This is a genomic window from Streptomyces yongxingensis (genome assembly GCF_055597465.1).
The window spans coordinates 8,673,372-8,697,593 of the sequence record NZ_CM145717.1; the positions used below are offsets into that span (position 1 = coordinate 8,673,372).

Consider the following 24,222-nt stretch of genomic DNA (forward strand, 5'->3'; position numbering starts at 1 on the left):
CAGTAAGAGTGTGTCTCACGAGGTGAGTTTTGCGAGCTTCTTGTAGCAGGTCAGCGAGGCTTCGAGTCCGAGGAAGGCCAGGAAGTGGGAGCCCTTGCGCTCGTATCGCGCGGTCAGCTGGCGGTAGCCGAACAGCCACGAGATCGACCGCTCGATCTTCCAGCGATGCCGTCCCAGCCGTTCGCCCGGCTCGATCCCGGGCCGCGCGATGCGCGGGACGACGCCGCGGCCACGCAGCAGGCGAGGTGCTCGGCGGAGAAATATGCCTTGCCGGCGCGGAGCTTGCCGGGCCGCCGTCGGGCGCGGCCCGCGCCTCGAGCGCACGGCGGGTATCCGCGGATCAGCGGCTTGAGGGCCTGACTGTCATGGGTGTTCGCCGCAGAGACGGCGACCGCCAGCGGGATGCCCTGGGCCTCGGAAAGGACGTGCGGCTTGCTGCCCTTCTTGCCGCGATCGACCGGATTCCGCCCGGTCAGCGAGGCCCTTTTTGGCCCGCACCGCGGCGGCGTCGACGATCCCCGAGGCCCAGTCCAACTCGCCTCTGGCACCCAGTTCGTCCAGCATCACGCGGTGCAGCCGCCGCCACAGGCCGGCCTTCGTCCAGACGGTGAACCGGCGATGCGCCGTCGCGCGCGAGACCCCGAACGTCTCCGGCAGATGCCGCCAGGCACACCCGCTGGTCAGGACGTACAACCACCGCCGTGAACACGGCCCGCTCATCAGATGGAGCGGCCCCGCTACCCTGCGGACGCGGAGAAAACGGAGGCAGCAACGGGGCGACCAGTTCCCATAGCCCGTCAGGCCATGCCGCTGATCACGACCACCCGAAAGACCTCACGGAGTCCTGCTAGCCACCCTGAAGTGCATGCGCTGTCCGTGCCAGGCGGTGAAGTCGAGGAAGTCGGCGACGGGGCGTGCCTTGCGATGGGCGGCGAATTGCTCCCACAGGTCGGTCAGGGGGCTGCTGCAGCGGTCAGAGTCTGTCCCGCCCTGTTGCTCGATCGCCTGTTCGGCGACCTCCACAGCGGCATCCAGGTCGCCCAGAGCAAGGTGATCCTCGGCCTGGCGCGCAAGGTAGATGCCGGCGTCGCGCGCCTCGGTGCTGGTGTCGTACGGGTCATCGTGTCGAACGGCTGCGTGGAAGTGTGAGGAAATTCGAAGGATTGACTGCGCGGATGGAACGTTCACGGTCGAATGCCGGTATGTCCTCTGCACCTTTGCCCTCACGCCGTCTGCGGTTACGCCGCGCCACCCGCTCTGCCATCCGAGCCAGCCGATCACGAACAGTCGGCCGTGGCTCACAAGAGAGGGCGGGAGGTCTGGACTGGGCGCGGAAGATCGAGCTGGTGTCGGTCTTGGTCACGTCCCTCGTGGCGGTGGCCGGACTCTGGTACACCGGTGTCCAGACGCGGCAGGCCAACGACCAGGGCCGGCGGGACAGGGCACAGGTGAAGGAGGGTCAGGTCACCGACCGGTACACGGCAGCGGTGGACAACCTCGGTAACGGCAGCATGGACGTACGTCTTGGCGGGGTCTACGCCCTGCAACGCATCATGCAGGACTCAACCCGCGACCAGCCGACCATCGCCAACGTCCTTGCCGCCTACGTCCGCACCCACGCGGCCAAACGACCGGCGAAGGGACAGGGCATCTCGGCCGACGTCCAGACCGCCCTCAGCGTCCTCACCACCCGGGACGCAACCCACGACGAGAACTTCGTTCTCGACCTGCACAATGCTTGGCTCCTCGGAGCCGAGGTTGGTCACAAGAACATCGACATGTATCAACAGCGGATGTACCAACAACGTCGGCATCACGCGGCAGATCGGATTTGCAAGATCATTGAGGAAGGGGGTGTGTCCCGCGAAGTCACGTTGTGCCCAGGCTCAGACGCGAATCTGCGCTTGGCGGACCGGGACGGCCCTGACCTGTCAGATGGGAACCTGGCCGGCGTGCACCTGCAAGATGCGGATCTGAGTTTCGCGGACCTGCGTTTCGCGAGCCTGGCCGGCGCGGACCTGCGTAACGCAGTCCTGGCCGGCGCGGATCTACGCGAGGCGGACCTGGCTGGTGCGGATCTCACTGGCGCGCGGCTGATGGATGTGGATCTCAGGGGAGTGAAAAACTTTTCGAAGGAGCAACTCGAGTCTGTTGCCTCTATTGGCGGGGCGAAGCTGCCTGCCGATTTCTAGGCCCGTGTGCGGACTTGGTGTGCGGGATCGAGCCCACAACGCATTCATGGACGTCTACCGCACGCCGGGCTCGGATAGGATCGAGTGGCACCTGACCATGCGCCGGCACCTGGAGGAGCTCTTCGCCCCCACGGGCTTGCGTCCGCAGTGGTGGCAGAACTACCGCAACCCGTGGTGCTTCACCTTCGCCGGGGTCAGCTGGTGATCCGCCAGCAGTACGACTCGATCGTGAAGTACACCACCGCCCTGCGCCTGGGCACCGCCGAGGCCGAGCGGGTCCTGCGGCGCTTCACCCGTGGCGAACCCAAGCACCCCTGAAGGGTGTCTTCATTGCCGTACGGTGGTTGACCTGGGGCTTTGCGATCGCTCAAGTATGGGCATGATCAGTGATCGTGGGTCTGCGACTGCTGTACCTGGTCTTCTGTCGGCTGTTGGGCTGCTTCCTTTTGCTGGGCCGCTCGACCGCCGCGAACAATGCCGAGATCCTCGTGCTTCGTCATGAGGTCGCTGTACTTCGCCGGCAGGTCGAGCGGCCGCGGCTCTCATGGGCTGATCGTGCCGTGCTCTCCGCTCTCGCACGGCACCTGCCACCCGTCTTGCGTCGCCATCGGCTGGTCACTCCGGGCACCCTGCTGACCTGGCACCGTCGTCTGGTGCGCTGGAAGTGGCGCCAGACGGCGGTCTGATCAGGTCGTCCACCATTGCCGGAAGGCACAGTTGCGCTTATCCAGCGTCTGGCGCGAGAGAACCCGACCTGGGGGTACGTCAGGATCCAAGGTGAACTGCGACGGCTTGGCCACCGGGTCGCTGCCGCAACTATCCGGCGCGTCCCACATCGCTCCGGCCTGCCGCCCGCACCGCAGCGCGTCTCCCAGCAGACCTGGCGTACTTTCCTCCGTTCCCAGTCCCACACGCTGCTCGCCTGCGACTTCATGCACGTGGAAACCGTCTTCCTCAAGCGTCTCTACGTTTTCTTCGTCATGGAGATCAAGACTCGGCGCGTTCATGTCCTGGGTGTCACCGCCCGCCCTACGGGCGCCTGGGTCACTCAGCTCGCCCGTAACCTGCTCATGGACCTCGAGGACAGAGCTGGGTGCTTCCAGTTCCTCATCCGGGATCGTGACAGCAAGTTCACTGCAGCGTTCGACGCCGTCTTCGCCGGCAACGGCATAGCCGTCATTCCGACTCCGCCGCAAAGCCCGCGGTCGAACGCGTTCGCCGAACGATGGATACGCACGGCCCGTGCAGAGTGCACTGACCGGCTCCTCATCACCGGCGAACGACACCTCCGTGCCGTCCTCACCACGTACGCCGAGCACTACAACACCGGACGGGCCCACCGCAGCCTCGACCTACGAGCCCCAGACGACCACCTGAGCGTCATCCCCCTGCCCGCTGCTGTAGTCCGACGGCGACAGCTACTCGGCGGCCTGCTCAACGAGTACCACACCATGCCACCCCAACGACCCCTCCATCCACAAGAAACACCCAACTCAGCAGCCTGATCGGCATATTGACACCCTTCAGGGGGCGCAGCGGGCGGGCCAGCCCGGCGCGGGCGCGCAGTTCCGAAGGTTCCCCGTGGTCTCGGATACGCCATCGTTACGCCGCGAGGGCCTGATCTTCTTGGTGCCGCAAGCGTGTCTCGTGGCATGCGAGGCGAGGGCTCGGGCCACATCACGCTACTTCTGGCGCTGCATCAGGTCAGTGATCCCGTGCGGCACGGCACATGCTTTACCGCCAGTACTGCGTAGTCGCAGCGGCTGCTGGCTTCGAGCCAGAGGTTTCTGGTGGTCGCCGGCGGCGCCTGAACGTCACACCCCGTGGCGGTGGAGGTCTCAGCACCTACGCCGGACACTACAACGGGCATCGACCGCATCAGGCCCGAGAGCAACTACCTCCACTCGACGACCACCGCCCTGCGCCGAGGTCCGACTTGAAGACCCCACGGCGGCTACTCCAGACCCGTGTCCTTGGTGGCCTGATCAATGAGTACAGATACGCGGCACCCCGCGGCCACGAGTTGAAGAATTCTCGCACGTCGCTGAGAGCCTCGTCCTGGGTCTGCCGCTGGTGCCGCACCTCCGCACTGTGCTGCCGCAACAGGGCGGGTGCCACGTCCGGCTTGTCGAGAGCACGCCGGACGAGCTTGACGCTCATCCCCGTGCCGCGCAGGACCGTGATCAGCATGCCTGTTCGACCTGCTCGAATGTGTACGAGCGGTAGCCGGTCTGCGGCCTGCGTCCGGCGCGGACACCTTGGCCCCGACTCCTCCACCGAGCCGGGGCCATGACCGAGGTTTTCAGCGGTCTTCTGGACTCAGGCCAGACTCTCAGCGAACTCGCGTTCCTCCTCCGCGTCGTGGTCGCGGCCCAGCCAGAGAGTCCCGGCAATCGTCACCGCACAGGCGAGCGCGGTGTAGGCCGCCAGAAGCAGCCATGTTCCCTGCCAGTTCAGCAAGGCCGCGAACGCCAGCGGCGCCATGGCACCGCCGAACGTGCTGCCGATCGCGAAGGCCAGCGAGCTGCCGCTCGCGCGAAGGCGGGGCGAGAACTGCTCAGTGATGAAGGCGCCTTGCGGTCCGTACATGAACGAATGCAGTCCCAAACCGACCACGATCCCGCCGACGAGAACCACATACGAGCCGCTCAGAATGGCCGGCAGAAACACGAACGGCCAGACGGCCGCAATCGCTGCGGCCACCGCGTACATCCGGCGGCGGTTGACGCGGTCGGACAGTGCCGCGGCGAGCGGGATGAGCGCGAGCTGCGTGGCTGAACCGATCAGTACCGCGATCAGTACTTGCGACGACGTAAAACCGGCTTCCTTCGTGCCGTACACGAGGCTGAACACAACGAACAGGGCGTATGTGACGTCCGGCCCCACCCGTGCACACGACGCGGCGATCAGGCCACGCCACTCGGTGGAGAACACCTCACGAACGGGAGCGGACGGGCTCTCGCCCTTGTCGCGGATCGCGCGGAACACCGGCGTCTCCTCCAGCCGGAGCCGGATCAGCAGCCCGAGCCCGACCAGGATCGCCGACGTTAGGAACCCGACTCGCCAGCCCCATGACAGGAAGGCGTCGTGTGACATCGACACCGTGAGCAGCGCCAGCATCCCGTTCGCCAGCAGATTGCCGGCCGGCGGCCCTATTTGCGGGGCACAACACCAGAACCCGCGCCGGTTCGGGTCGCCGAACTCGCTGGACAACAGCGGAGCCACCCCCAGCTCGCCGCCGACACCCACCCCCTGCGCGAATCGCAGCGACACCAGCAGGATCGGTGCGGCGATGCCGATCGTTCCGTACGTGGGCAGCAAGCCGATGACGAACGTGGCGACGCCGATCAACAGCAGCGTCAGGACGATGACTCGTTTGCGTCCAACGACGTCACCGAGCCGCCCGAGGACGAACGCCCCCAACGGGCGCGAGAGGTAGCCGACGGCATAGGTGGAGAACGCGAACAGTTCGGCGGCCGCGGAACTGGAGTCGGGGAAGAACAGAACCGGGAACACGAGTGCCGCTGACGCGGAGTAGATCCCGAAGTCGTACCACTCCAACGCGGTGCCGGACAGACTGGCCGCGAAGGCGTTGGCGACCTGTCGGCGCTGCGGGGGTGGCGGATTCACGGCGGTATCCGTGGTAAAGGGAAGCAGTTCTTCAGGCATGCTGTCTCCAGCCAGATGAGGTATACGGAAGGTATATATGGCTTGAGGCCAGGTCAAGGGTTTGCCGTCAGCTGCCCGCTTTGCCGAAAGCGTCGTTACCTCGACGTTGTATACCTTACGTGTACGTCACCTGAGGGGGCGGATATCAGCCATGATCACAGGAGGCGGCTCGCGGGGGTGTGCCGCAGTGGCTGTTCGTCGCGGACCAGCAGCCGGTCCATGCGTTCGGATCGTGCGATGCCGCTGATGGTTGCGGCGCCGAGGCGGTGCGGCTCGTCTGGATCCTGATGCGGTACCGGGCGGGGTGTTGCGAATCTCGCGACGCTGTCCGGTTCCTCAGTTGTCAGCGCGGCATACGAACGGGCAGTTCGGTGGTGCCTCGGAACATCCACCCGCGGACGAACCACGACGCCACTGCCGCGGGCTGCCGACGGTCGGCTGGTCCTGGCCATCGACGTCACCTGCTGACTGCGGCCCGACGCCCACACCTCACCGGAACGCATCCTGTGTCACACCTGACGGACGCGGCAAAGACCGGCACATCGCCATCCCCGGCCGGCCCTACTCGATCATCTGCGCGCTCGAACCCGGCCGCAGCTCGCGGACCGCGCCCCTGGACGCGCTCCGTCCGGCACCCGGGGACGACACCGCCACCGTCACCGCCCGACAGCTACGCGACCTGCTCACGCGGCTGATCACAGCAGGACAGTGGTAGGCCGGTGACCCGGACGTCCTCGTCATCGCGGATGCCGGATACGACGCACCCCGCCTCGCGTTCCTGCTGAGGGACCTGCCGGTGCAAGTGCTGCCCGGATGCGCTCGGACCGAGTCCTGCGCCGGGCCGCCCCGCCCCGCCGACGGCTCGCCGACAGTCCCGTTATCGTCCTGGGCACGGCCTGGCGGCTCGTCGCCGCCAACCCGATGGCCACCGCCCTGCTCGGCGAGATGATCAGTGAACCGGCGCGCCAACGCAACCTCCTGTGGCGGCACTTCACCGGCATGCCTTCCCGGGTCGTCGCCACGCCCGAGGAGGACGCCGCCTCCGAGACCGCGGCCGTCGCGGATCTGCGCGCCGCTGTCGGCCGCTACCCGGACGATGTGCCGCTGCGGACTCTCATCACCGATCTGCGCAAGGCGAGCCCCCGCTTCGACCAACGCTGGCAGCACGGCTCGGTCGCGCGCCACATGGCGACGCGCAAGACGATCCTCCACCCACAGGTCGGGCCGATGACCTTGGACTGCGAGCTGCGCTTCCCTCCGCCGTGGGTGGCTACGGACGGTATCGGATTTCCAGCATCACGCAGCCTTCGGATGTCCGGTACGGTCCGTGCGGCATGCTCGGGGGGCGCGCCGCGAAGTGCCCGGCGGAGAAGGTCTCGTCGAGCGTCAGATCGTGCAGGCTGCCTTCGAGCAGGTAGACCTCTTCGACCCACTCGTGTCGGATCAGACCGGAGGGCGAGGTATCGAGGCCGGGCTCCCAGCGCACCAGCCGGGTCAGTATCTCCGGATCGAGTTCGTTCCTGCTCAGGATCTTCTCGGAGGTTCCGGGCTGGGGTCCGGCGCGCCATGGCATCGCGCTGGATGAGAAGAACTCGCGCTCGGTCTTCAATGGGTGACCTTCCGTAAACAGTTGGAAAGCGGCCTACCGCCGGTCTGGGCTGCGCGCCGCTCGGTCCGGGCGTGTGGTTGACACACTCGGAGGCCATATATACGTTAAGTATACGCCAAGCCCTGGAGGGTAAATGCCAACACCCATCGCGGAGATCGAAGGCATCGTCGGACGAAAGGTGCGCCGGGACATCAGTCGGCTGGTCGCGTTCGCGCGGGGGAATCTGGAGCGCGCCGCCCAGTCGATAGCGGACCACCCCTCGCCGCACATCGGCATCGTGTGCGGGTTCTTCGTCCGGCACGCGGAACCGCCGTCACCTGAGACGGACGGCCTGAACGGCATGGGCCAGCTCGCCGCGGGGTTCATCGAGGCCGGTATCCCCGTTACGGTGATCACCGACGCGCCATGCGCCAAGGCGGTCTGGGCGGTCACCGGTGTCCTGCCGGGAAGGGCCGCGCTGGAGGTCGTTTCGGTGGACCCCGACGCCGTACGGAGCCTGCGCGGACGTCTGGAGTCGGCGGAGCAGCCGCTCACCCACCTCATCGCGATCGAGCGCTGCTCGCTGGGTGCCGACGGGAGGGCGCACCGTGAGCACGGATGGGACATCTCGGATGACACCGCGCCGCTGGACTATCTGTTCGAGGATGACGGCTGGAGCTCGCCCTGGACCACCATCGGTATCGGTGACGGCGGCAACGAGATCGGCATGGGTGTACTGCCCCGGGAGATCATCGAGGAGGACATACCGAACGGCGCCCTGGTCGCCGCGCGCACCGGCGCCGACCATTTGATCGTCTCCGGCGTCGCCAACTGGGGTGCCTACGGGCTGCTCGGGGCGGTCGCGAGCTTGCGGCCCGATCTTGCCCCGCGCCTGCTCAAGCACTTCCACGCGCAGTCCGAGCACGACGTCCTCACCGCGGCGGTCACCATCGGCCAGGCCATCGACGACAGCCGTGTCGATCGGCTCGGCCAGTTGCAGATGACGATCGACAGGCTTCCACTCGACGACCACATTGACATCATCGAGTCCATCACGGCCGTTTTGTCACAGAGTTCCTGACCAACCGAACTCAGCCCCCTGCCAGCGGGCCGGTAACCGGTGTGACGTAAAGAGCAGAGAAGGCAATGACAGGCACAGCACGTATTGTCCTTGTCCATGCGACGCCCGTCGCCATGGCGCCCGTCCATGACGCGTTCGCAAGAGAATGGCCCGAGGCCGAGCTGACGAATCTGCTCGATGACGGGCTCACTACCGAGCGGGCACGCCAGGCAGAGTTGGCTGAGGAGTTGATCGAACGTTTTGTGGATCTGGTGCGCTATGCCTACCGCACCGGCGCCGACGGCATCCTGGCGACCTGTTCGGCGTTCGGCCCGGCGATAGACCGCGCGGCGGCTTCGCTGCCCGTGCCTGTGGTCAAACCGAACGAGGCGATGTTCCGGGCGGCGCTCGCATGCGGCACCGACGTCGGGATGCTTGCCACGTTCGCGCCCTCGGTCCCGACCATGGCAGACGAATTCGCCGTTGAGGCGGAACGTCTGGGATCGCCTGCGAACCTCACGCCGATCGTCGTCGACTCCGCGCTCGAGTTCCTGCGCGCGGGGGACGCCGGGTCACACAACCGGCTGGTCGCGGAGCAGGCACCGAGGCTCTCTGACTGCGACGCCATCGTCCTGGCCCATTTCTCCACCTCGCAGGCGGTGGAGCGGGTCCGCGCACGGGTGGACGTGCCCGTCTTCACCGCACCGCAGACAGCCGTCCTCGCTCTGAAGGATGCTGTCCGTGGCGCCGCGTGACCGCCGCCGTCCCCCTGCGGGCCCGTCGGCCGACGTGAGCGGAAAGGGGCGCGAGCATGTTGCTCGGATGCATCGCCGATGACTTCACGGGCGGTACCGATCTCGCATCCGCGCTGGTGGCGCGGGGGATCCGAACCGTGCAGGTCATCGGCGTCCCCGAGGCCGGGGAGGAGGTTGTGCGGTCGGGTGCGGAGGCGGTCGTCGTCGCGTTGAAGACCCGCACGGCACCGGTCGCCGACGCGGTGGAGCAGTCCCTCACCGCGCTGCGGTGGCTGCGGGAGATCGGCTGCGAACGCTACTACTTCAAGTACTGCTCGACTTTCGACTCCACCCCGGCGGGCAACATCGGCCCGGTCGCGGAGGCTTTGATGAACGCCCTCGGCATGGATTTCACCGTCGTATGCCCAGCGCTGCCGGCCAACGGCCGTACCGTCCGCGACGGCCGGCTCTTCGTGGGCGATGTGCCCTTGGACGAGTCTCCCATGCGCCAGCACCCCTTGACACCGATGGACGACGCGAACGTCGTCCGGCTGATGCGGCGGCAGACTCACTCGCGAGTTGGTCTGGTCGGCCACGGAACCGTGGGCCGAGGGCCGGAGCGGATCCGCGCCGAGTTCGACGCGTTGCGCAGGGAGGGCATCCGGTTCGCCGTCGTTGACGCGACCGACGACAATGACCTCCTTGCCATCGGCCGTGCGTGCGCTGATCTGCCGCTGGTCACCGCGAGTGCCGGGCTGGCGGTGGGGCTGGCGGAGACTTTCCGTGCCCAGCCGCATCGTCTCACCGACGGTGATCCCCACGCTCCGGTGCCAACCGGTGGGGGACGGGCCGTCATCGCGGGCAGTTGCTCAGCGGCGACAAATGCCCAGGTCGAGGCGGTGCGAGCGGTGTACCCGAGCTTCCTGGTCGATCCCTTCGCGATCGTCCGAGGCGAGGACATCGTCACAGCGGCACTACGCTGGGCGCGGCCACTTCTGGGGCAGGGCCCGGTTCTGCTGCACGCGACGCAGCCGGCGCGGAACGTCACGGCGGCGAAGTCGCGGCTTCCCGGCGACATCGCCTCACGGATCGAGAACACGCTCGCCTCGATCGCTCGCGGCCTCGTCGATATGGGGGTCGGCCGGTTGATCGTCGCCGGCGGGGAGACCTCCGGTGTGGTCGTGGGGGCGCTGGGTGTCACGGGGCTGGTCATCGGGCCGGAGATCAGTCCAGGAGTCCCGTGGACGTGGACGCTCGGCACCCCCCGGCCACTCGCGCTCGCGCTGAAGTCGGGGAATTTCGGCTCGCGCGACTTCTTCCTCGACGCCTGGGAGCGGCTGCCATGAACCCGATCACGAAAAGCCACGAAAGCCGGCAGCGGGAACGGCTCGCCACTCTGGGTGCCTCCCTGTTCGCCCGCGGGCTGACCACCGGGACCAGCGGTAACCTCAGCGTGCGGGTGTCCGACGGATGGCTGATGACGCCGACCAACGCGAGTCTGGGCACCCTTGATCCGGAGCGGTTGTCAAAGCTGGACGACAACGGGCGCCATGTCGGTGGGGACCGCCCGACCAAGGAAAGCCTCCTGCATCTGGTGCTGTACAGGCAGCGACGGGGTGCCGGTGGCGTCGTTCACCTGCATTCGACTTACGCGGCGGCGGTGTCCTGCATGGACGGGCTCGATCCGGCTGAGTGCGTTCCACCGCTCACCGCCTATTTCGCCATGAGGGTCGGCCGACTGCCCCTGGTCCCCTACCACCGCCCCGGTGACCCGGCGCTGGCCACCGCGATCCACGACCTCGCCGCCCGTCACCACGCGCTCCTGCTCGCCAACCACGGGCCGATCGTCAGCGGCACGACGCTGGAATCCGCGGCGGCGGCGATCGAAGAGCTGGAGGAGACGGCGAAACTCTTCCTGCTCCTGCGCGGAATACCGACCCGCCCGCTCAGCGACCAAGAGGTCTCACAACTCGACCGTCGTCGCTGACCTCACCTCCGCGTGGGTGACTCCTTGCCCCGCATACCGCGGCTGCCTGGCCGGCTGCCAGACCCGACAACAGTTCCTGAGAGGACAGCAATGAGTGATATCGAGCTTCAGCACCGGATGGTATGGGCGGACGACCTGCGGTTCCACATCGTGGAAGCCGGCGAAGGCCCCACGATCGTCCTGGTCGCGGGTTTCCCGCAGAGCTGCTACGCCTGGCGGCGCCTGATGCCGCTGCTCGCGGACCGCTTCCACGTGATCGCCGTCGACCTCCCCGGGCAAGGCGACTCCGACAAGCCCGTGGACGGCTACGACACCCTGACGACCGGCAAGCGGCTGCGCTCGCTGCTGAAGGTCCTCGGTGAGGACTGGTACGTGCTGGTCGGGCACGACATCGGCGCCTGGGTGGGATACGCCTATGCCCATCAGTTCGCCGCCGACCTGCGCGGAGTGGTGCTCCTCGACGGCAACATCCCGGGCGTCACACTGCGGCCGACGATCACGCTCGGCCCGGACAACTGGCGTAACTGGCACTTCCTGTTCAACCCGATCCCCGACCTGCCCGAGGCACTGCTCCAGGGCCGTGAGCGCATCCTCATCGAATGGTTCTTCAGCAGGAAAACCGCCAACTGGAGGTCCACTTTCAGCAAGGCCGACATCGACGAGTACGAGCGCGTGTACCAGGCCCCGGGTGGACTGCGGGGCATGCTCGGCTACTACCGAGCGGTCCTGGAGGACATCGAGCAGAACACCCCCCTGATGCGGCGGAAGATCGGCGTCCCGGTCCTCGCCCTCGGTGGCGAGGTCGGCTCCGCCCCCGACCTCTACGAGAGCATGCAGCCGCTGGGCCGCGACGTGCGCGGCGGAGTCATCGCCGGCAGCGGTCACTACATTCCCGAGGAGGAGCCCGAGGCGCTCGCACGGGAGATCTCCGACTTCATCAATGGTCTCAAGGCATAGGGAGCGGAAGATGGCGACACCGAACGAGAGGGCTTCCGCCCCGAGTGGCTACGTGACCCCCGTGGTGGTGCACGAGGGCGTCGCGTACGTCAGCGGCCAGCTTCCCCGGAAGGACGGCCGGATCGCCTACCACGGGAAGGTCGGCGCGGACGTCGACCTGGAGTCCGCCAGGGCCGCCGCGCGGCTGTGCGCACAGGCGTGCCTCACCACTCTGGACAGCGCACTCAGCGGAGACCAGGGCCGGGTCCTGCGGATCCTCAAGATCACCGGATTCGTCGCCTCGGCCCCGGATTTCACCGCTCAGGGGAAGGTGATCGACGCCGCGTCCGAGGTCTTGATCGAGGCCCTCGGCGACTCCGGCCGGCACGCGCGAAGCGCCATCGGCGTAGCGCAACTCCCGCACGGCGCCTGCGTCGAGATCGAGGTCGTCGCCGCGCTCGGAGCCCCGTCATGACGACGGACCATGGGCTGCGCTTCTGCGCGAATCTGGGCTGGCTCTTCGGCGAAGTGCCATTCGAGGAGCGCTTCGACGCCGCGGCCGAGGCCGGATTCTCCGCCGTCGAGTACGCCTCGCCCTACGGTCGTTCACCGGTGGAGCTACGCCGGCGGCTGAAGGACGCGGGGCTGCGCCAGGTGCTGATCAACAGCCCGGTGGGGCCTCCTGGAACGCCCACGGCCGCGGGAACGGCGTGTCTGCCGGACCAGGTCGGGGAATTCCGCGACGGCGTCACACGGGCGCTCGACTACGCCGTGGAGCTGGAGTGTCCGCTTGTCCACCTGCGGGCCGGTGTACGGCCCGCGGATGTCCCGCGCGACACGGCCTTCTCCCGGTACGTCGCCAATGTGGCGTGGGCAGGGCAGCTTGCCTTCGGCGCGGGAGTCCGGCTGGTCATCGAGGCGGTCAACGCCCGGGATGTTCCGGGCTACTTGCTCCAGACCCAGGAACAGGCCGCGGGCGTCGTGGCGGCTGTCGGCAGTGACCAGGTCGGCATGCTCTTCGACATCTACCACTGCCAGATGAGCCAGGGCGACCTGAGCACCCGTCTGGAGGAATTCCTGCCGTCCATCGCTCACATCCAGGTGGCGGACGTGCCCGGCCGGGCAGAACCGGGCACGGGGGAGATCGCCTGGGACTTCGTGTTCGACCGGCTGCGGGCACGGGGATACCCGGGCTGGATCGGCTGTGAGTACCGCCCCGCGAACCGCACTGCCGACGGGCTCGGATGGCTGACCAGGTACGCCCCGGAAGGGAACGGGTGACGTAGTCATGCGTAAAACACCCGAGCATGGGCATGTCGTACTCTTCAGTACCCTGGCGGTGCGGAGCGCCCTGGAACACCGGCTGCTCGAAGAGTTCGCCGAGGCGACGGGGACGGCCGTCAGGGCTGTCTTCGATCCGACGTCCGTACTGAGGAAGCGGATGGCCTCGGGGGAGCACCCCGACGTCCTGATCGCCATCACGGACGACATCGGGCAACTGGCCGCGCAGGGCGTCGTCGACGGCGCGGCGCGACTACCGCTCGCCAGCACCGGAGTCGGCCTCGCGGTCCGCGCGCGCACACCGCACCCGCGGATCGCGACCGTCGATGAGCTGGTTCGTACGCTGCGCGACGCGCGATCGGTCGCCTATTCGAGAACCGGGGCCAGCGGCATCTACTTCGCCCGGTTGCTGGACGAACTCGGGGTGGCCGAGGAGGTGAACGCACGCGCCACGGTCGTGGAGAAGGGTTTCACCGCGGACGCCGTGCTGGACGGCAGAGCAGACCTTGCCATCCAGCAGGTGAGCGAGCTGATGGCGGTCCGCGGCGTCGATGTGGTCGGCCCCTTCCCGGCCGGTGCCGACCACGACACCGAGTTCAGCGCCGTACCGTCCACGGCCGCGGCGGGCCTGCGCCCCGCGCTGGAGTTGGTGCGCTTCCTCGCGTCCGAGCAGGCGCGTTCGGCCTATGGGGCGTTCGGCCTCAAGGCCGCGACCGGCAACGGGACGCGAGCGAGCTGAGCCGTGAGCCGGGTGTGCTCAGTTCCCCGGCAGGACGAGCGGGCGCAGCTTGACGGGGAACGGGGCGACCGTTTTGCTCTGCAGCAGCCGTACCAGCCGGTCCTGCGTGGCACCTGCGTGCTCCGGCAGCACCTCGGTGAGCTTCTCGCGGTCCTTGGCCCGCACTGCTTCGATGATGCGGTCATGCTGCCGCACATTGAGCTCGAACTGCTCCTCCTGCTGCTCGGGCAGCGCCGACTCGAGTGTGTAGAGATAGACGAGCAGCCGACGCACATGGCGGTGGGTCGATTGGGCGAAGTCATGGAAGAAGCTATTGCCGATCGACTGGTTCATGCGCATGTGGAACTGCTCGTTCAACGCGGTGATGTTGAGGTATCTGCGGTTGTCGACCTCCACGCGGTACGCCGACTGAATGCGTTCCAGATCGTCGGCGAGCGTCTCGTCGTCGAGTCTGCACAACTGAGCGAGGTTGTTCTCCACCAGTTGGTGAGCCACCACGATCTCACCGATCTCCGCCAGATCGAGCTTGCGGACGAAGGTGCCACCCCGGTTGGGCAAGATCTTCACAAAGCCCTCCGCGGCCAGCTGGTTGATGGCCTCCCGCGCCGGGGTCCGGCCCAGCTGGAACTCCTTGAGCAGCAGTGGCTCGTCGATCCGGCTACCCGGCGGGATCGTCAGGTCGATGATGCGGGAGCGGATCTTCTCCACGGCGGCCCCGGTCTGGGAGACTTTTTTCGGGGAGGCCGGGGTCCGGCCCATTGCGGCGTTCGTCTCCGCTGCCGGGACACCGGGCTCAGTCTGTCCGGTCTTCGACATGGCGGCCGCCGCTTTCCGGCTTTCCGGCATTCATCACTCTCCTGCGAACGGGAACGACGGGTGAAGCATCATCCGGACGTTCCGCTGTGGTCCACGGCGGCGGGCCGGAAGGACACGCCGTTACGTACCCCTTGGCCGCCCAGACGCCACCGATGGTAACCGGCGTCTGTCTCCGCGTACGGGGGTGGGCTCGGCATCCCATGGGCCCGCTGCCCCGGTAACAGCACCGTTTCACGCCATTACGTCCGTGTGCGAACCCTGGACGTGCACCGGTACGCGAAGTATACGTTAAGTATCCATTGGAGGGCATCGATGCCGAACACACCCGACAATGATCTGTCACGGTCGCGGCCGGCCGTGACCGTGGCCGGGGCGGCGGCCGCATCGGCCACCCACCGCGCGTCGACGGGGCCGGAGGGCGATGCCGGGCTGGCGCGAGGACTCAGCCCGCGTCACATGCAGATGATGTCCGTCGGCATGGCCATCGGCGTGGGGCTGTTCCTCGGCTCCGGGCGGGGCATCCACATCGCGGGTCCGGCCCTGCTCATCGCCTACGCCCTCGCTGGGGCGGTCGTGTACTGCCTCATGCGCGGCCTGGGGGAGATGGCCGTCCATTCGCCGCACGCCGGATCGTTCAGCGAGTACGCCCGGATCCATGTGAGCCCCTTCGCCGGGTTCGTCACCGGCTGGACGTACTGGCTGCAGTGCATCGTGGGCCCGATGGCAGAGCTCACGGCGAGCGGTGTCTACATGCACTACTGGTATCCGGACCTTCCGCAGTGGGTGCCCGCGCTCATCGGCTTGATCCTGCTGTTCGGCGTGCACTGGGTCTCGGTTCGGATGTTCGGGGAGTCCGAGTTCTGGTTCGCGCTGATCAAGATCATCGCCATCGTCGGCCTGATCCTTTTCGGGGCCGTCATCATCATCACCGGTGTGACCGCGCTCGGCCACGGTGCGAACCTGAGCAACCTCTGGACATCCGGCGGCTTCTTCCCGAACGGCGGGCACGGCTTCTTCCTCACCCTGCAGATCGCCGTCTTCGCGTTCATCGGGGTGGAGATGCTCGGCATCACCGCGGGCGAGGCGGCACACCCGGAGCGAACGATCCCCAAGGCGGTGGGCAACGTCATCTGGCGCATCATCGTCTTCTACATCGGCGCGCTGTTCATCCTCATGGTCGTCCAGCCGTGGACGCGGTACACCGCCGATGTGAGCCCGTTCGTTTCCGTGTTCTCCAGAGCGGGGCTGGCCGGCGCCGCGGGAATCATGAACTTCGTCGTCCTGACCTCGGCACTTTCCTCATGCAACGCCAATATGTTCTCGGCCAGTCGGCTGCTCTACGGCCTGGCATCCGCGGGTTCGGCGCCGCGAGCGCTCCACCACACGACACGGCGCCGGGTGCCCGGGCGGGCGCTGACGGTCACCACGCTCGCCGTCGGCGCCGGGGTGCTCTTCAACTATCTTGCGCCCGCCCATGCCTTCATCACGCTGACCAGCGTCGTCAGCGCCTCCGGACTGTGGACGTGGAGCATGATCGCCTTTTCCCATATGCGGTTCCGCCGTCGGCTGGCACTGGAGGGCGCACCCCTGCCGGTGTTCCGGCTCCCCGGCGCTCCCTGGACGAACATCTTCGTGGTCGCGATGGTGGTCATCGTCCTGGTGAGCCTGGCATTCGAGAGTGACACACGAGTGGGCCTGTACACCGGTGCGGTCTGGTTCGCCCTTCTCACCATCATCTACGTCGTCCGCCAGCGGGTCGCGCGGGTGTGGTGAGGGCGGTGTCGCCGGCCGGGGCGCGGTCCGGCCGGCGACACCGGCCACGGTGACGGGGACCGCCAGCGGGGCGATCACCAGGGCGGGAAGGGCGTCCTCCATCCGCTGGTCGACTGGTCGCCCGGTGCATCCCGGACGGCCGCCGGACGAGGGATCGCCGCGCCCGCCCATGGCGCCAGTGCCGGGGCCTGCCGACCTCACCCAGGTCATCTCCAGGCAGGTATCGCCGGTGCACACCGCCGCCACGGGGCGAGAATCATCCGCCAGTTAGCCTCCGCGTTTCGGTTGGTCGGCTGAGGTGGGTTGATGTGGTTGGCGGATGCTTGGTGCCAGGAGGGCATGGCCAGGGGCCCGGCGCGTGGGCCGGGTGCTCCAGGTTCCTTGGGGTGTGGTCGGATAGCGGAGGGTTCGCTGGTCGGGTGGCCGGTTGGGGCAGGGTCACGAGGCGGCTTCGCTGGCGCGGGGCCGACCGGTCCCGGCACTTTCGGTTAAAGCAGACAATAGAACCACCCCCCGCTGGCGCGGGGCCGGCCCTGTGGGTGCCGCATACTGCATCCGCCCTGGTCAGGTGTCAGGTTGCCGTTGCCGGAAACTTCATCCGTGCAGGTCACGCTGCATGTCGGTACTCATGAAGGATGCCGCCGAGGCGATCGTGTCGACGTATGGCGAGGCGGGCTAACGTGTCCGGATCGTCGATCGGCGGGGGCAAGGAGTACAGCGGTCTGGCGTTGGCGATGCCCTGGTGTGGTCGGTGTCCGTTGTAGAAGTGCTCGAACTCGCGCAGGGTGTGCAGAAGGTGTCGCTGGTTCCAGATCAACGTCCGGTCCAGGAGCTCGCGGCGACAGGTCTGTATCCAGCGCTCCATGATCGAGTTCATTCGTGGCATCTGGATGCCGCTGAGCACGACGTCGATCCCCGCGTCCTTGAGGACGGCATCGAACAGTTCGCGGAACTTTCCGTCCCGGTCCCGGATCATGAACCGTGCCCGGCAGCCGAGGTCTCCGAGGTCCATGACGAGGTTCTTCGCCGCTTGGGCTACCCAGGAGGCGATCGGATGCGTCGTGGCGCCCAGGACGCGGATCCGGCGACTGCCGTGTTCGATCACCACGAGCACGTATATCCGTACCCCCGACAGGGTGACTGTTTCCATGAAGTCGCAGGCCAGAAGCGCCTCAGCCTGGGAATGCAGAAAACTGGCCCAGGTACTGGAGTTCCGCTCGGGCGCAGGCTCGATGCCGGCCTCCTTCAGGATTTCCCAGACGGTGGACGCGCCCACTCTCAGCCCCAGCACGAGCAGCTCGCCGTGCAGGCGCCTGTACCCCCAGCTCGGGTTCTCCTTCGCCCGCCGCAGTACCAGGATGCGGATCGAGCGCACGGTACGCGGTCTTCCCGGGCGTTTGGGTCGGCAAGAGACGGCATGGCGGCGTGCGACGAGGTCGCGGTGCCAACGCAGCACCGTGTCGGGGCGTACGAGCAGCCGTAACTGTCACAGGACGCGCGGTGGCAGCCGGTGCAACAGCGCCGCCAGGAACGCCCGATCGCTCGGCGTGAACCGGAGCTTGTCCTTGCCGAGTTGGCGTTCCAGCAGGGTGATCTGGTGACGCAGGGCGAGTATCTCCGCGTCCTTGTCCCGGTCGGTCATTGGCAGCAGGCGAAGCATCGCGAACGCGTTCGTCACACCCAGGTAAGCCAGTCGCAGCAGCACGATCGATCATCATGACGCGCTGACGGCAACTGCGCGAGAGCGCGAGCTCGAGCGACCGCGGCCAGATTTCGGGAAACCCGAAGAACCGCCCTCGCCAGGGCGGATGAGATTTCCGGCAAGCGCAGAGCCATCGAGCCTTCCGAGTCCCATGTCGTACGGAAGGCGTGGAGTGAATCGATTCCACGCAAGCGCTTCGACGGATGCTACGACCGGCGGAATGCGGGATCAATCCCGGGCCGTGAAGCGACGGCGGCGCCGACGAGCGGTCCGAAGCCCCGCTGCTTCGGCTGGAGCTCTCCGAATCGGCCCTTCGCCACATGAGCTTGGCGGCTGCGTTCCTGCTCACCCGCATGATGGGCAGTCACCCATAATCCGGCGGCCCGCCGTCGGGCAGGCCCGCGCGGCCCGCCCGATGGGAAGACCGGCCGCCCATCGCCTGCCGCCGCCCCGGGACTGTTCGGGCGTCCCGATCGGTCCCGAACTGCCGGAATCGGCCGTTGAATCGATTCCGCGACAAGGTTCGCAACAAGTGACTCCGCACTCTTGACAGTCCACGAAGCCGGGAGCACCGTCTCCCCCCGAACCCTCTCTGCAATCTCGCTGCGGAAACGGCACTTTCAAGCGCTTCCGGATTGTCAGCGCCACCACAGACGACCCGATCGGGTCGCGCCGGCACGGTAGGGAGATCAGATGAGAACCATGCGTACAAGGTGCCACCCGCTGTCCGTGCGCGGGGGCGTGCGACGGTTGTTCGCGGCGGTAGGGCGCGGTGGCAGGCCGGGCCGCGTGCCGGGCCGGACACACGTCCCTCTGCCGACGCGCTCACCCGGCTCAGCGGCGACAATGTTCGCCCGGGCGGGAGCCGCAGCTGTGTTCGTCGCCGGCGCGCTTGCCGGCGCCACGGCCACGGCGGGTACGGCCCGTGCTGACACGTCCGGGCCGTGCGACATCTACGCGGCAGGCGGGACACCCTGCGTGGCGGCGCACAGCACGACGCGAGCGTTGTACGCCTCGTACAACGGGCCGCTCTACCAGGTCCGGCGTGCCTCGGACAACAGCACCCGGAACATCGGCGTCCTGAGCGCGGGCGGATACGCGGACGCCGCCGCCCAGGACTCGTTCTGCTCGGGGACGACCTGTCTCATCACGATCATCTATGACCAGTCCGGACGCGGCAACAACCTCACCCAGGCGCCCGGCGGCGGTGCTGCGGGCGGCCCCGACAACCTCGCGAACGCGACCGCCGCGCCCACCATGGTGGGAGGCCACAAGGCCTACGGCGTTTTCGTGGCGCCCGGCACGGGTTACCGCAACAACCACACCAACGGCATCGCGACCGGGGACAACCCCGAGGGCATGTACGCGATCTTCGACGGCACGCACTACAACGGCGGATGCTGCTTCGACTACGGCAACGCCGAGACGGACAGCAACGACGACGGCAACGGCACCATGGAGGCCATCTACTTCGGCAACATCAAGGTCTGGGGCTACGGCAGCGGCAACGGCCCCTGGATCATGGCCGATCTCGAGAACGGCCTGTTCTCCGGGGTGAACCAGCGCTACAACGCGGGCGACCCGACCATCAACCACCGGTACACGACCGCCATCATCAAGGGCGGCCCGAACCACTGGGCGATCCGTGGGGGCAACGCCCAGTCCGGCGGCCTGTCCACCTTCTACGACGGACCGCGTCCAAACGTCCCGGGCTACAACCCGATGCGGAAGCAGGGCGCCATCATCCTGGGCATCGGCGGCGACAACAGCAAGGGCGCCCAAGGCACCTTCTACGAGGGCGTGATGACCTCCGGCTACCCGTCGGACGCCACCGAGAACGCGGTCCAGGCCAACATCACCGCGGCCGGATACAGCAACTCCTCCGGCGGGACGAGCACGGGCGCGCTGCACGCGATGGGCGCGAGCAAGTGCCTGGACGTGCCGAACTCGTCCACCACGGCCGGTACCCAGCTGCAGATCTGGGACTGCGGCGGCGGCGCCAACCAGACGTGGACCCGCACCTCCTCGGGCCAACTGACCGTCTACAGCGGCAGCAGCCAGATGTGCCTGGACGCGTACGACAATCAGACGTCCGCCGGCACCAAGGTGGTGACCTGGCCGTGCAACGGCGGCGCCAACCAGCAGTGGCAGCTGAACTCCGACGGCACCGTCACCGGCACCCAGTCCGGACTCTGCCTCGACGTCACCGGCGCTTCCACCGCCAACGGCGCCCTGGCGGAACTCTGGCCGTGCAACGGTGGGTCCAACCAGCAATGGAATCTCGACTGACCTGACCTCCTCGCCCCGACCAGGGCGCGCGTCATGCAGACGGCTTCGACGGCGAACGACGTCACACCGCCCCGGCACCACCAGGTCCACACGCGTCACCACTGGAGGATGACGATGTCCGGAGCCAGAGCGCTCCGCGGCCTCTGGGCCGCCCCCGTAGCTGTGCTCGCCCTACTGGCCGGGAGCCTGGCCACGGCCGGGGCCACGTTCGCCGCACCGGCCGAGCGCCACGCGCCGGCCGCCGTCCTGTACGTGGCTCCGGGCGCGGATCCCGGCGGGGACGGCACCGCCGAGCGGCCGTTCGCGACGATCGACCAGGCGCAGCGGCCCGCGCACCAGCTCTCGGCCGATTCGGACGTCATGGTCCACCTGGCCGGGGGGACCTACCGGTTGTCCGAACCGCTGGCCTTCGGCCCCGGCGACGGCGGCCAGAACGGCCACACCATCACCTACCAGGCCGTGTCCGGGCAGCAGCCGGTCGTGACAGGAGCCCGCCAGGTCTCAGATTGGCAGGTACATGATCAGTCGAACAACATTTGGTCGTCCCACGTCGGCACCGGCGTGAACACGCGCCAGTTGTACGTGAACGCCAAGGAGGCACCGCGGGCGGCGATCCAGGTGCCCCGCTCCGCCTTCACCTTCACCCAGACCGGCCTGACCGTCACCGACCCCTCACTCGACTACCTGGCCGGTCTCTCGGACAAGATCCACATGGAAGTCGAGAGCGTCAACTCCTTCACCGACCGCTACGCGCCGGTTCAGTCGATCAGCGGCAGAACCATCACCATGCAGCAGCCCGCCTGGAACAACAACTCGTGGGGCTACGACACCATCAACGCCCCGTTCGCAGGCGGAACGATGTACCTCGAGAACAACTACGCGTTCCTCAAGCAGGCCGGACAGTGGTACCTCGACTCGTCCACCGGCGACCTGTACTACCGGGCCCAGCCGGGGCAGGACCCCAACAGCCTCGATGTCGAACTGCCCCGGCTGCAGAGCCTGCTCGGCATCAGCGGTGACTACGGCTCACCGGCGACCGGCCTGAGCTTCAGCGGCATCCGGTTCACGGGAACCTCCTGGCTCGGCCCGAGCGGATCCGACGGCTACGCGGACCAGCAGAGCGGCGCGCACATCACCGGGGCCCACGCGATGCCCGCCAACTGGCTGAACACCTGCAAGTCGGGCTGTACGCAGTTCGAGGCCACCCGTAACCACTGGGTGCAGATGCCCGCGGCCGTACAGGTCTCCGCCGCCACCGGCATCACGTTCTCCGGCAACACGTTCTCCGAACTCGGGCAGGCCGGACTGGGCGTGGGCAACGACGGTGCCGCCACGGCCTCCGGCACCGGACTCGGCGCGGGCGACATCACCATCACCGGCAACACGTTCACCGACATCGCCGGCAGTGGCATCCAGGTCGGGGGGATCCAGCCGGACGCGCACCACCCCGGCAACCCGCAGATGACCAACCATGACATCACCGTCAGCAACAACCGGGTGAGCGGGGTGGGCACCGATTACAAGGAAACCGCGGGCATCCTGTCCACCTACGTCACGAACGCCACGATCACCCACAACCAATGCGACCACCTTCCCTACGACGGGATCGACATCGGCTGGGGCTGGGGCATCAACGACCCGGGCGGCAGCCAGGACTACGTCAACCGGGGAACGTACGCCTACCAGCCCGTGTACAGCACGCCCACGACGCTGAAGAACAACACCGTCTCCCACAACCTGGTCTTCGACACCAAGAAGGCGATGTTCGACGGCGGCAGCATCTACAGCCTGTCCGCGAGCCCCGGCTCGGTGATCAGCGACAACTACATGTACGGCAACAACCACACCACCGCGCTGTACCTCGACGAGGGATCCCGGTACCTGACGGTGTCCCGCAACGTGGTGCAGGACGCCGGTAACTGGGCGCTCACCAATGCCAACGGCAACAACCACACCGACGACAGCACCTTCTCCGGCAACTGGTACAACGGCGGCAACACGTACGTGGCCACCGGTCCTCCGCACAACAACGTCCTCACCGGCAACGTCCTGGTCGGCGGCACCAACTGGCCGCAGGGCGCCCGGCAGGTCATCCAGCAGGCGGGCGTCCAGTCGTCGGGCGGCGGTGGCGGCTTCCCCACCGGCTACCACCAGCTGGTGATCGGCAGCGACAGCCTGTGCCTGGACGTGTACGGCAACTCCACCAGCGCGGGCGCCGTGATCGACCAGTGGACGTGCAACGGGCAGAGCAACCAGCAGTTCCAATTCCTGCCGGTCTCGGGTGGTTACGGACAGTTGCAGGCCCAGAACTCCGGGCTGGTCGTGGCGGTGTCGGGCGGCTCCACGTCCGCCGGTACGCCCGACATCGTGCAGCAGGCCCCGGGCGAGGCGGCCGGAGGTCTGTGGCTGCCGGTACAGCAGTCCGACGGCTCGTACGCCTTCCAGAACAAGAACAGCGGTCTGTGCCTGGATGTCTACGGCGGCAGCAGCAGCCCCGGGCAGCAGCTCGACCAATGGCCCTGCAAGAACACGGCCGGCAGCAACCAGGACTTCACCCCCCGCTGACCGGCTCGGGCCCTCGCTCCCGATCGGCCCGGACCCGGCAGGAATTCCGTGTCGACGCCGGGCGGCGTCGACAGGCCCGCACGGACCGGCGGCTCGTTCACCCCACCCACCGTCCCGCACCAGTGAGGAACGCTGATGAAGAAGTACTCGGTCCCCTTGGCCGCGGCGCTGACGGCCGCGCTCTGCGTGGCCGCCGCATTACCCGCGACCGCCGCCACCAGCACCGAGGCGCCACCCCCCGCCGCGCGGACCGCCGCGCCCACCGGCTTACGGCTGATGCCGTTGGGCAACTCGATCACCTGGGGCGTCGGCAGCCCGTCAGGAAACGGTTACCGGGGCTTCCTGTGGAACCGGCTGGCGGCCGAGGGGCACGCCGTGGACTTCGTCGGCTCGGGCCGCAACGGGTCCATGCCCGATCCGGACAACGAAGGCCACTCCGGCTGGCGGATCGACCAGATAGCAGGTATCGCGGACTCCGTGCTGGCCCGCTACCGGCCGAATGTCGTCACCCTGGAAATCGGCACCAACGATCTCAACGGCAACTATCAGGTCCCGACCGCCCCCGACCGGCTCCGTGCACTCATCGACCAGATCACGAGGGACGCGCCCGGCGCGACCGTCCTCGTCGGCACCCTGATCGTCTCCACCAGCGGTACCGAGGAGGCCCACCGGCCCGCGTTCAACGCCAAGCTCCCCGAAATCGTCCGGGCCGAGCAGGCCGCGGGCAAGCACGTACGTCTGGTGGACATGAGCGCTCTCACCGCCGCGGACCTGGCCGACTCCCTGCACCCCAACGACAACGGCTACCGCAAGATGGCGGACGCCTTCAACGCGGGGGTGCAAGCCGCGGACGCGGCGGGCTGGATCGAACCGCCCCGCCTCCTTCCGTAA

At 67.6% G+C, this 24,222-nt stretch carries 23 protein-coding genes and 4 pseudogenes; 20 read left to right on the top strand and 7 right to left on the bottom strand.

What is annotated here, in order from left to right; all coding sequences use genetic code 11:
- Positions 1-15: 15 nt before the first annotated feature.
- Positions 16-784, bottom strand: a pseudogene (locus tag ACZ6TD_RS37190) (IS5 family transposase).
- Positions 785-804: 20 nt separating this feature from the next.
- Here ACZ6TD_RS37190 and ACZ6TD_RS37195 point away from each other — a divergent pair.
- From ACZ6TD_RS37195 to ACZ6TD_RS37215, 5 genes are all read left to right on the top strand, one after another.
- The gene (locus tag ACZ6TD_RS37195) at positions 805-1,149 is read left to right on the top strand and encodes a hypothetical protein (protein WP_471345143.1); all 345 of its coding nucleotides are present in this window, start codon (positions 805-807) and stop codon (positions 1,147-1,149) included.
- A 197-nt stretch (positions 1,150-1,346) separates the two neighbouring features.
- Positions 1,347-2,192 carry a pentapeptide repeat-containing protein gene (locus tag ACZ6TD_RS37200; protein ID WP_471345145.1) on the top strand — a complete coding sequence of 282 codons (846 nt, stop codon included), beginning with the start codon at positions 1,347-1,349 and terminating at the stop codon, positions 2,190-2,192.
- Between the two features lie 46 nt (positions 2,193-2,238).
- Complete coding sequence (locus tag ACZ6TD_RS37205) at positions 2,239-2,397, top strand: hypothetical protein (RefSeq protein ID WP_471345147.1); 159 nt, start codon at positions 2,239-2,241, stop codon at positions 2,395-2,397.
- Complete coding sequence (locus ACZ6TD_RS37210) at positions 2,394-2,510, top strand: Tn3 family transposase (RefSeq protein WP_471345149.1); 117 nt, start codon at positions 2,394-2,396, stop codon at positions 2,508-2,510. Before ACZ6TD_RS37205 ends, ACZ6TD_RS37210 begins: the two co-directional genes overlap by 4 nt.
- A gap of 74 nt (positions 2,511-2,584) precedes the next feature.
- Positions 2,585-2,878, top strand: a complete 294-nt coding sequence (locus ACZ6TD_RS37215) for an integrase (RefSeq protein WP_471345151.1) — start codon at positions 2,585-2,587, stop codon at positions 2,876-2,878.
- Here the strand turns inward: ACZ6TD_RS37215 and ACZ6TD_RS37220 are convergent, their stop codons facing one another.
- The gene (locus ACZ6TD_RS37220) at positions 2,879-3,199 is read right to left on the bottom strand and encodes a hypothetical protein (protein WP_471345153.1); all 321 of its coding nucleotides are present in this window, start codon (positions 3,197-3,199) and stop codon (positions 2,879-2,881) included. It abuts the gene before it with no gap.
- A 63-nt stretch (positions 3,200-3,262) separates the two neighbouring features.
- Between ACZ6TD_RS37220 and ACZ6TD_RS37225 the strand changes: the two genes are divergently transcribed.
- Positions 3,263-3,697, top strand: a complete 435-nt coding sequence (locus tag ACZ6TD_RS37225; protein WP_471345154.1) for an integrase core domain-containing protein — start codon at positions 3,263-3,265, stop codon at positions 3,695-3,697.
- 814 nt (positions 3,698-4,511) lie between these two features.
- Here the strand turns inward: ACZ6TD_RS37225 and ACZ6TD_RS37230 are convergent.
- A complete protein-coding gene (locus ACZ6TD_RS37230) occupies positions 4,512-5,861 on the bottom strand; it encodes an MFS transporter (RefSeq protein ID WP_471345156.1) in 1,350 nt (449 codons plus the stop codon).
- Between the two features lie 408 nt (positions 5,862-6,269).
- On the opposite strand from ACZ6TD_RS37230, the pseudogene ACZ6TD_RS37235 reads away from it, so the two are divergent.
- Together ACZ6TD_RS37235 and ACZ6TD_RS37240 are read left to right on the top strand one after the other, a co-directional pair.
- A pseudogene (locus tag ACZ6TD_RS37235) lies at positions 6,270-6,716 on the top strand (transposase); the annotation flags it as partial.
- A 30-nt stretch (positions 6,717-6,746) separates the two neighbouring features.
- Positions 6,747-7,052 (top strand): annotated as a pseudogene (locus ACZ6TD_RS37240) (MmyB family transcriptional regulator); the annotation flags it as partial.
- A gap of 79 nt (positions 7,053-7,131) precedes the next feature.
- On the opposite strand, the gene ACZ6TD_RS37245 reads toward ACZ6TD_RS37240, so the two are convergent.
- Complete coding sequence (locus tag ACZ6TD_RS37245) at positions 7,132-7,470, bottom strand: cupin domain-containing protein (RefSeq protein ID WP_242437847.1); 339 nt, start codon at positions 7,468-7,470, stop codon at positions 7,132-7,134.
- Positions 7,471-7,603: 133 nt separating this feature from the next.
- On the opposite strand from ACZ6TD_RS37245, the gene ACZ6TD_RS37250 reads away from it, so the two are divergent.
- The 8 genes from ACZ6TD_RS37250 to ACZ6TD_RS37285 all read left to right on the top strand — a co-directional run bounded on the left by ACZ6TD_RS37250 (position 7,604) and on the right by ACZ6TD_RS37285 (position 14,186).
- Complete coding sequence (locus ACZ6TD_RS37250; protein WP_471345159.1) at positions 7,604-8,530, top strand: glutamate cyclase domain-containing protein; 927 nt, start codon at positions 7,604-7,606, stop codon at positions 8,528-8,530.
- Between the two features lie 65 nt (positions 8,531-8,595).
- On the top strand, positions 8,596-9,264 hold the full coding sequence (locus tag ACZ6TD_RS37255; RefSeq protein ID WP_471345161.1) for an aspartate/glutamate racemase family protein: 669 nt from the start codon (positions 8,596-8,598) through the stop codon (positions 9,262-9,264).
- 56 nt (positions 9,265-9,320) lie between these two features.
- Positions 9,321-10,589 carry a 3-oxo-tetronate kinase gene (otnK, locus tag ACZ6TD_RS37260; protein ID WP_471345163.1) on the top strand — a complete coding sequence of 423 codons (1,269 nt, stop codon included), beginning with the start codon at positions 9,321-9,323 and terminating at the stop codon, positions 10,587-10,589.
- Positions 10,586-11,230: a 3-oxo-tetronate 4-phosphate decarboxylase gene (otnC, locus tag ACZ6TD_RS37265; RefSeq protein WP_137977188.1), complete on the top strand. Its 645-nt coding sequence runs from the start codon at positions 10,586-10,588 to the stop codon at positions 11,228-11,230. The genes otnK and otnC overlap by 4 nt, the downstream gene beginning before the upstream one ends.
- A 90-nt stretch (positions 11,231-11,320) precedes the next feature.
- Positions 11,321-12,187, top strand: coding sequence for an alpha/beta fold hydrolase (locus ACZ6TD_RS37270; RefSeq protein WP_344596255.1), 867 nt, complete (start codon positions 11,321-11,323; stop codon positions 12,185-12,187).
- A gap of 10 nt (positions 12,188-12,197) precedes the next feature.
- Positions 12,198-12,641 (top strand): RidA family protein, encoded by a 444-nt coding sequence (locus ACZ6TD_RS37275; protein ID WP_137977187.1) that lies wholly within the window; start codon positions 12,198-12,200, stop codon positions 12,639-12,641.
- Positions 12,638-13,447, top strand: a complete 810-nt coding sequence (locus ACZ6TD_RS37280) for a hydroxypyruvate isomerase family protein (RefSeq protein WP_471345165.1) — start codon at positions 12,638-12,640, stop codon at positions 13,445-13,447. Before ACZ6TD_RS37275 ends, ACZ6TD_RS37280 begins: the two co-directional genes overlap by 4 nt.
- A 7-nt stretch (positions 13,448-13,454) precedes the next feature.
- Positions 13,455-14,186: a molybdate ABC transporter substrate-binding protein gene (locus tag ACZ6TD_RS37285; protein WP_344596257.1), complete on the top strand. Its 732-nt coding sequence runs from the start codon at positions 13,455-13,457 to the stop codon at positions 14,184-14,186.
- 18 nt (positions 14,187-14,204) lie between these two features.
- On the opposite strand, the gene ACZ6TD_RS37290 is transcribed toward ACZ6TD_RS37285, so the two are convergent.
- A complete protein-coding gene (locus ACZ6TD_RS37290; RefSeq protein WP_060949681.1) occupies positions 14,205-14,945 on the bottom strand; it encodes a GntR family transcriptional regulator in 741 nt (246 codons plus the stop codon).
- A 306-nt stretch (positions 14,946-15,251) separates the two neighbouring features.
- Here ACZ6TD_RS37290 and ACZ6TD_RS37295 point away from each other — a divergent pair, with 306 nt between their 5' ends.
- Complete coding sequence (locus tag ACZ6TD_RS37295; protein ID WP_471345167.1) at positions 15,252-16,775, top strand: amino acid permease; 1,524 nt, start codon at positions 15,252-15,254, stop codon at positions 16,773-16,775.
- A 607-nt stretch (positions 16,776-17,382) separates the two neighbouring features.
- On the opposite strand, the gene ACZ6TD_RS37300 is transcribed toward ACZ6TD_RS37295, so the two are convergent.
- Complete coding sequence (locus ACZ6TD_RS37300) at positions 17,383-18,252, bottom strand: integrase core domain-containing protein (protein ID WP_471358394.1); 870 nt, start codon at positions 18,250-18,252, stop codon at positions 17,383-17,385.
- A gap of 9 nt (positions 18,253-18,261) precedes the next feature.
- Positions 18,262-18,480, bottom strand: a complete 219-nt coding sequence (locus ACZ6TD_RS37305; RefSeq protein WP_471345168.1) for a hypothetical protein — start codon at positions 18,478-18,480, stop codon at positions 18,262-18,264.
- 843 nt (positions 18,481-19,323) lie between these two features.
- Here ACZ6TD_RS37305 and ACZ6TD_RS37310 point away from each other — a divergent pair.
- From ACZ6TD_RS37310 to ACZ6TD_RS37320, 3 genes and pseudogenes are all read left to right on the top strand, one after another.
- Positions 19,324-20,766 carry an arabinofuranosidase catalytic domain-containing protein gene (locus ACZ6TD_RS37310; protein ID WP_471345170.1) on the top strand — a complete coding sequence of 481 codons (1,443 nt, stop codon included), beginning with the start codon at positions 19,324-19,326 and terminating at the stop codon, positions 20,764-20,766.
- A 561-nt stretch (positions 20,767-21,327) separates the two neighbouring features.
- Entirely contained in the window at positions 21,328-23,331 is a 2,004-nt protein-coding gene (locus ACZ6TD_RS37315; RefSeq protein ID WP_471345172.1) for an RICIN domain-containing protein, read from the top strand.
- 135 nt (positions 23,332-23,466) lie between these two features.
- Positions 23,467-24,207: pseudogene (locus ACZ6TD_RS37320) on the top strand (SGNH/GDSL hydrolase family protein); the annotation flags it as partial.
- Positions 24,208-24,222 lie beyond the last annotated feature (15 nt).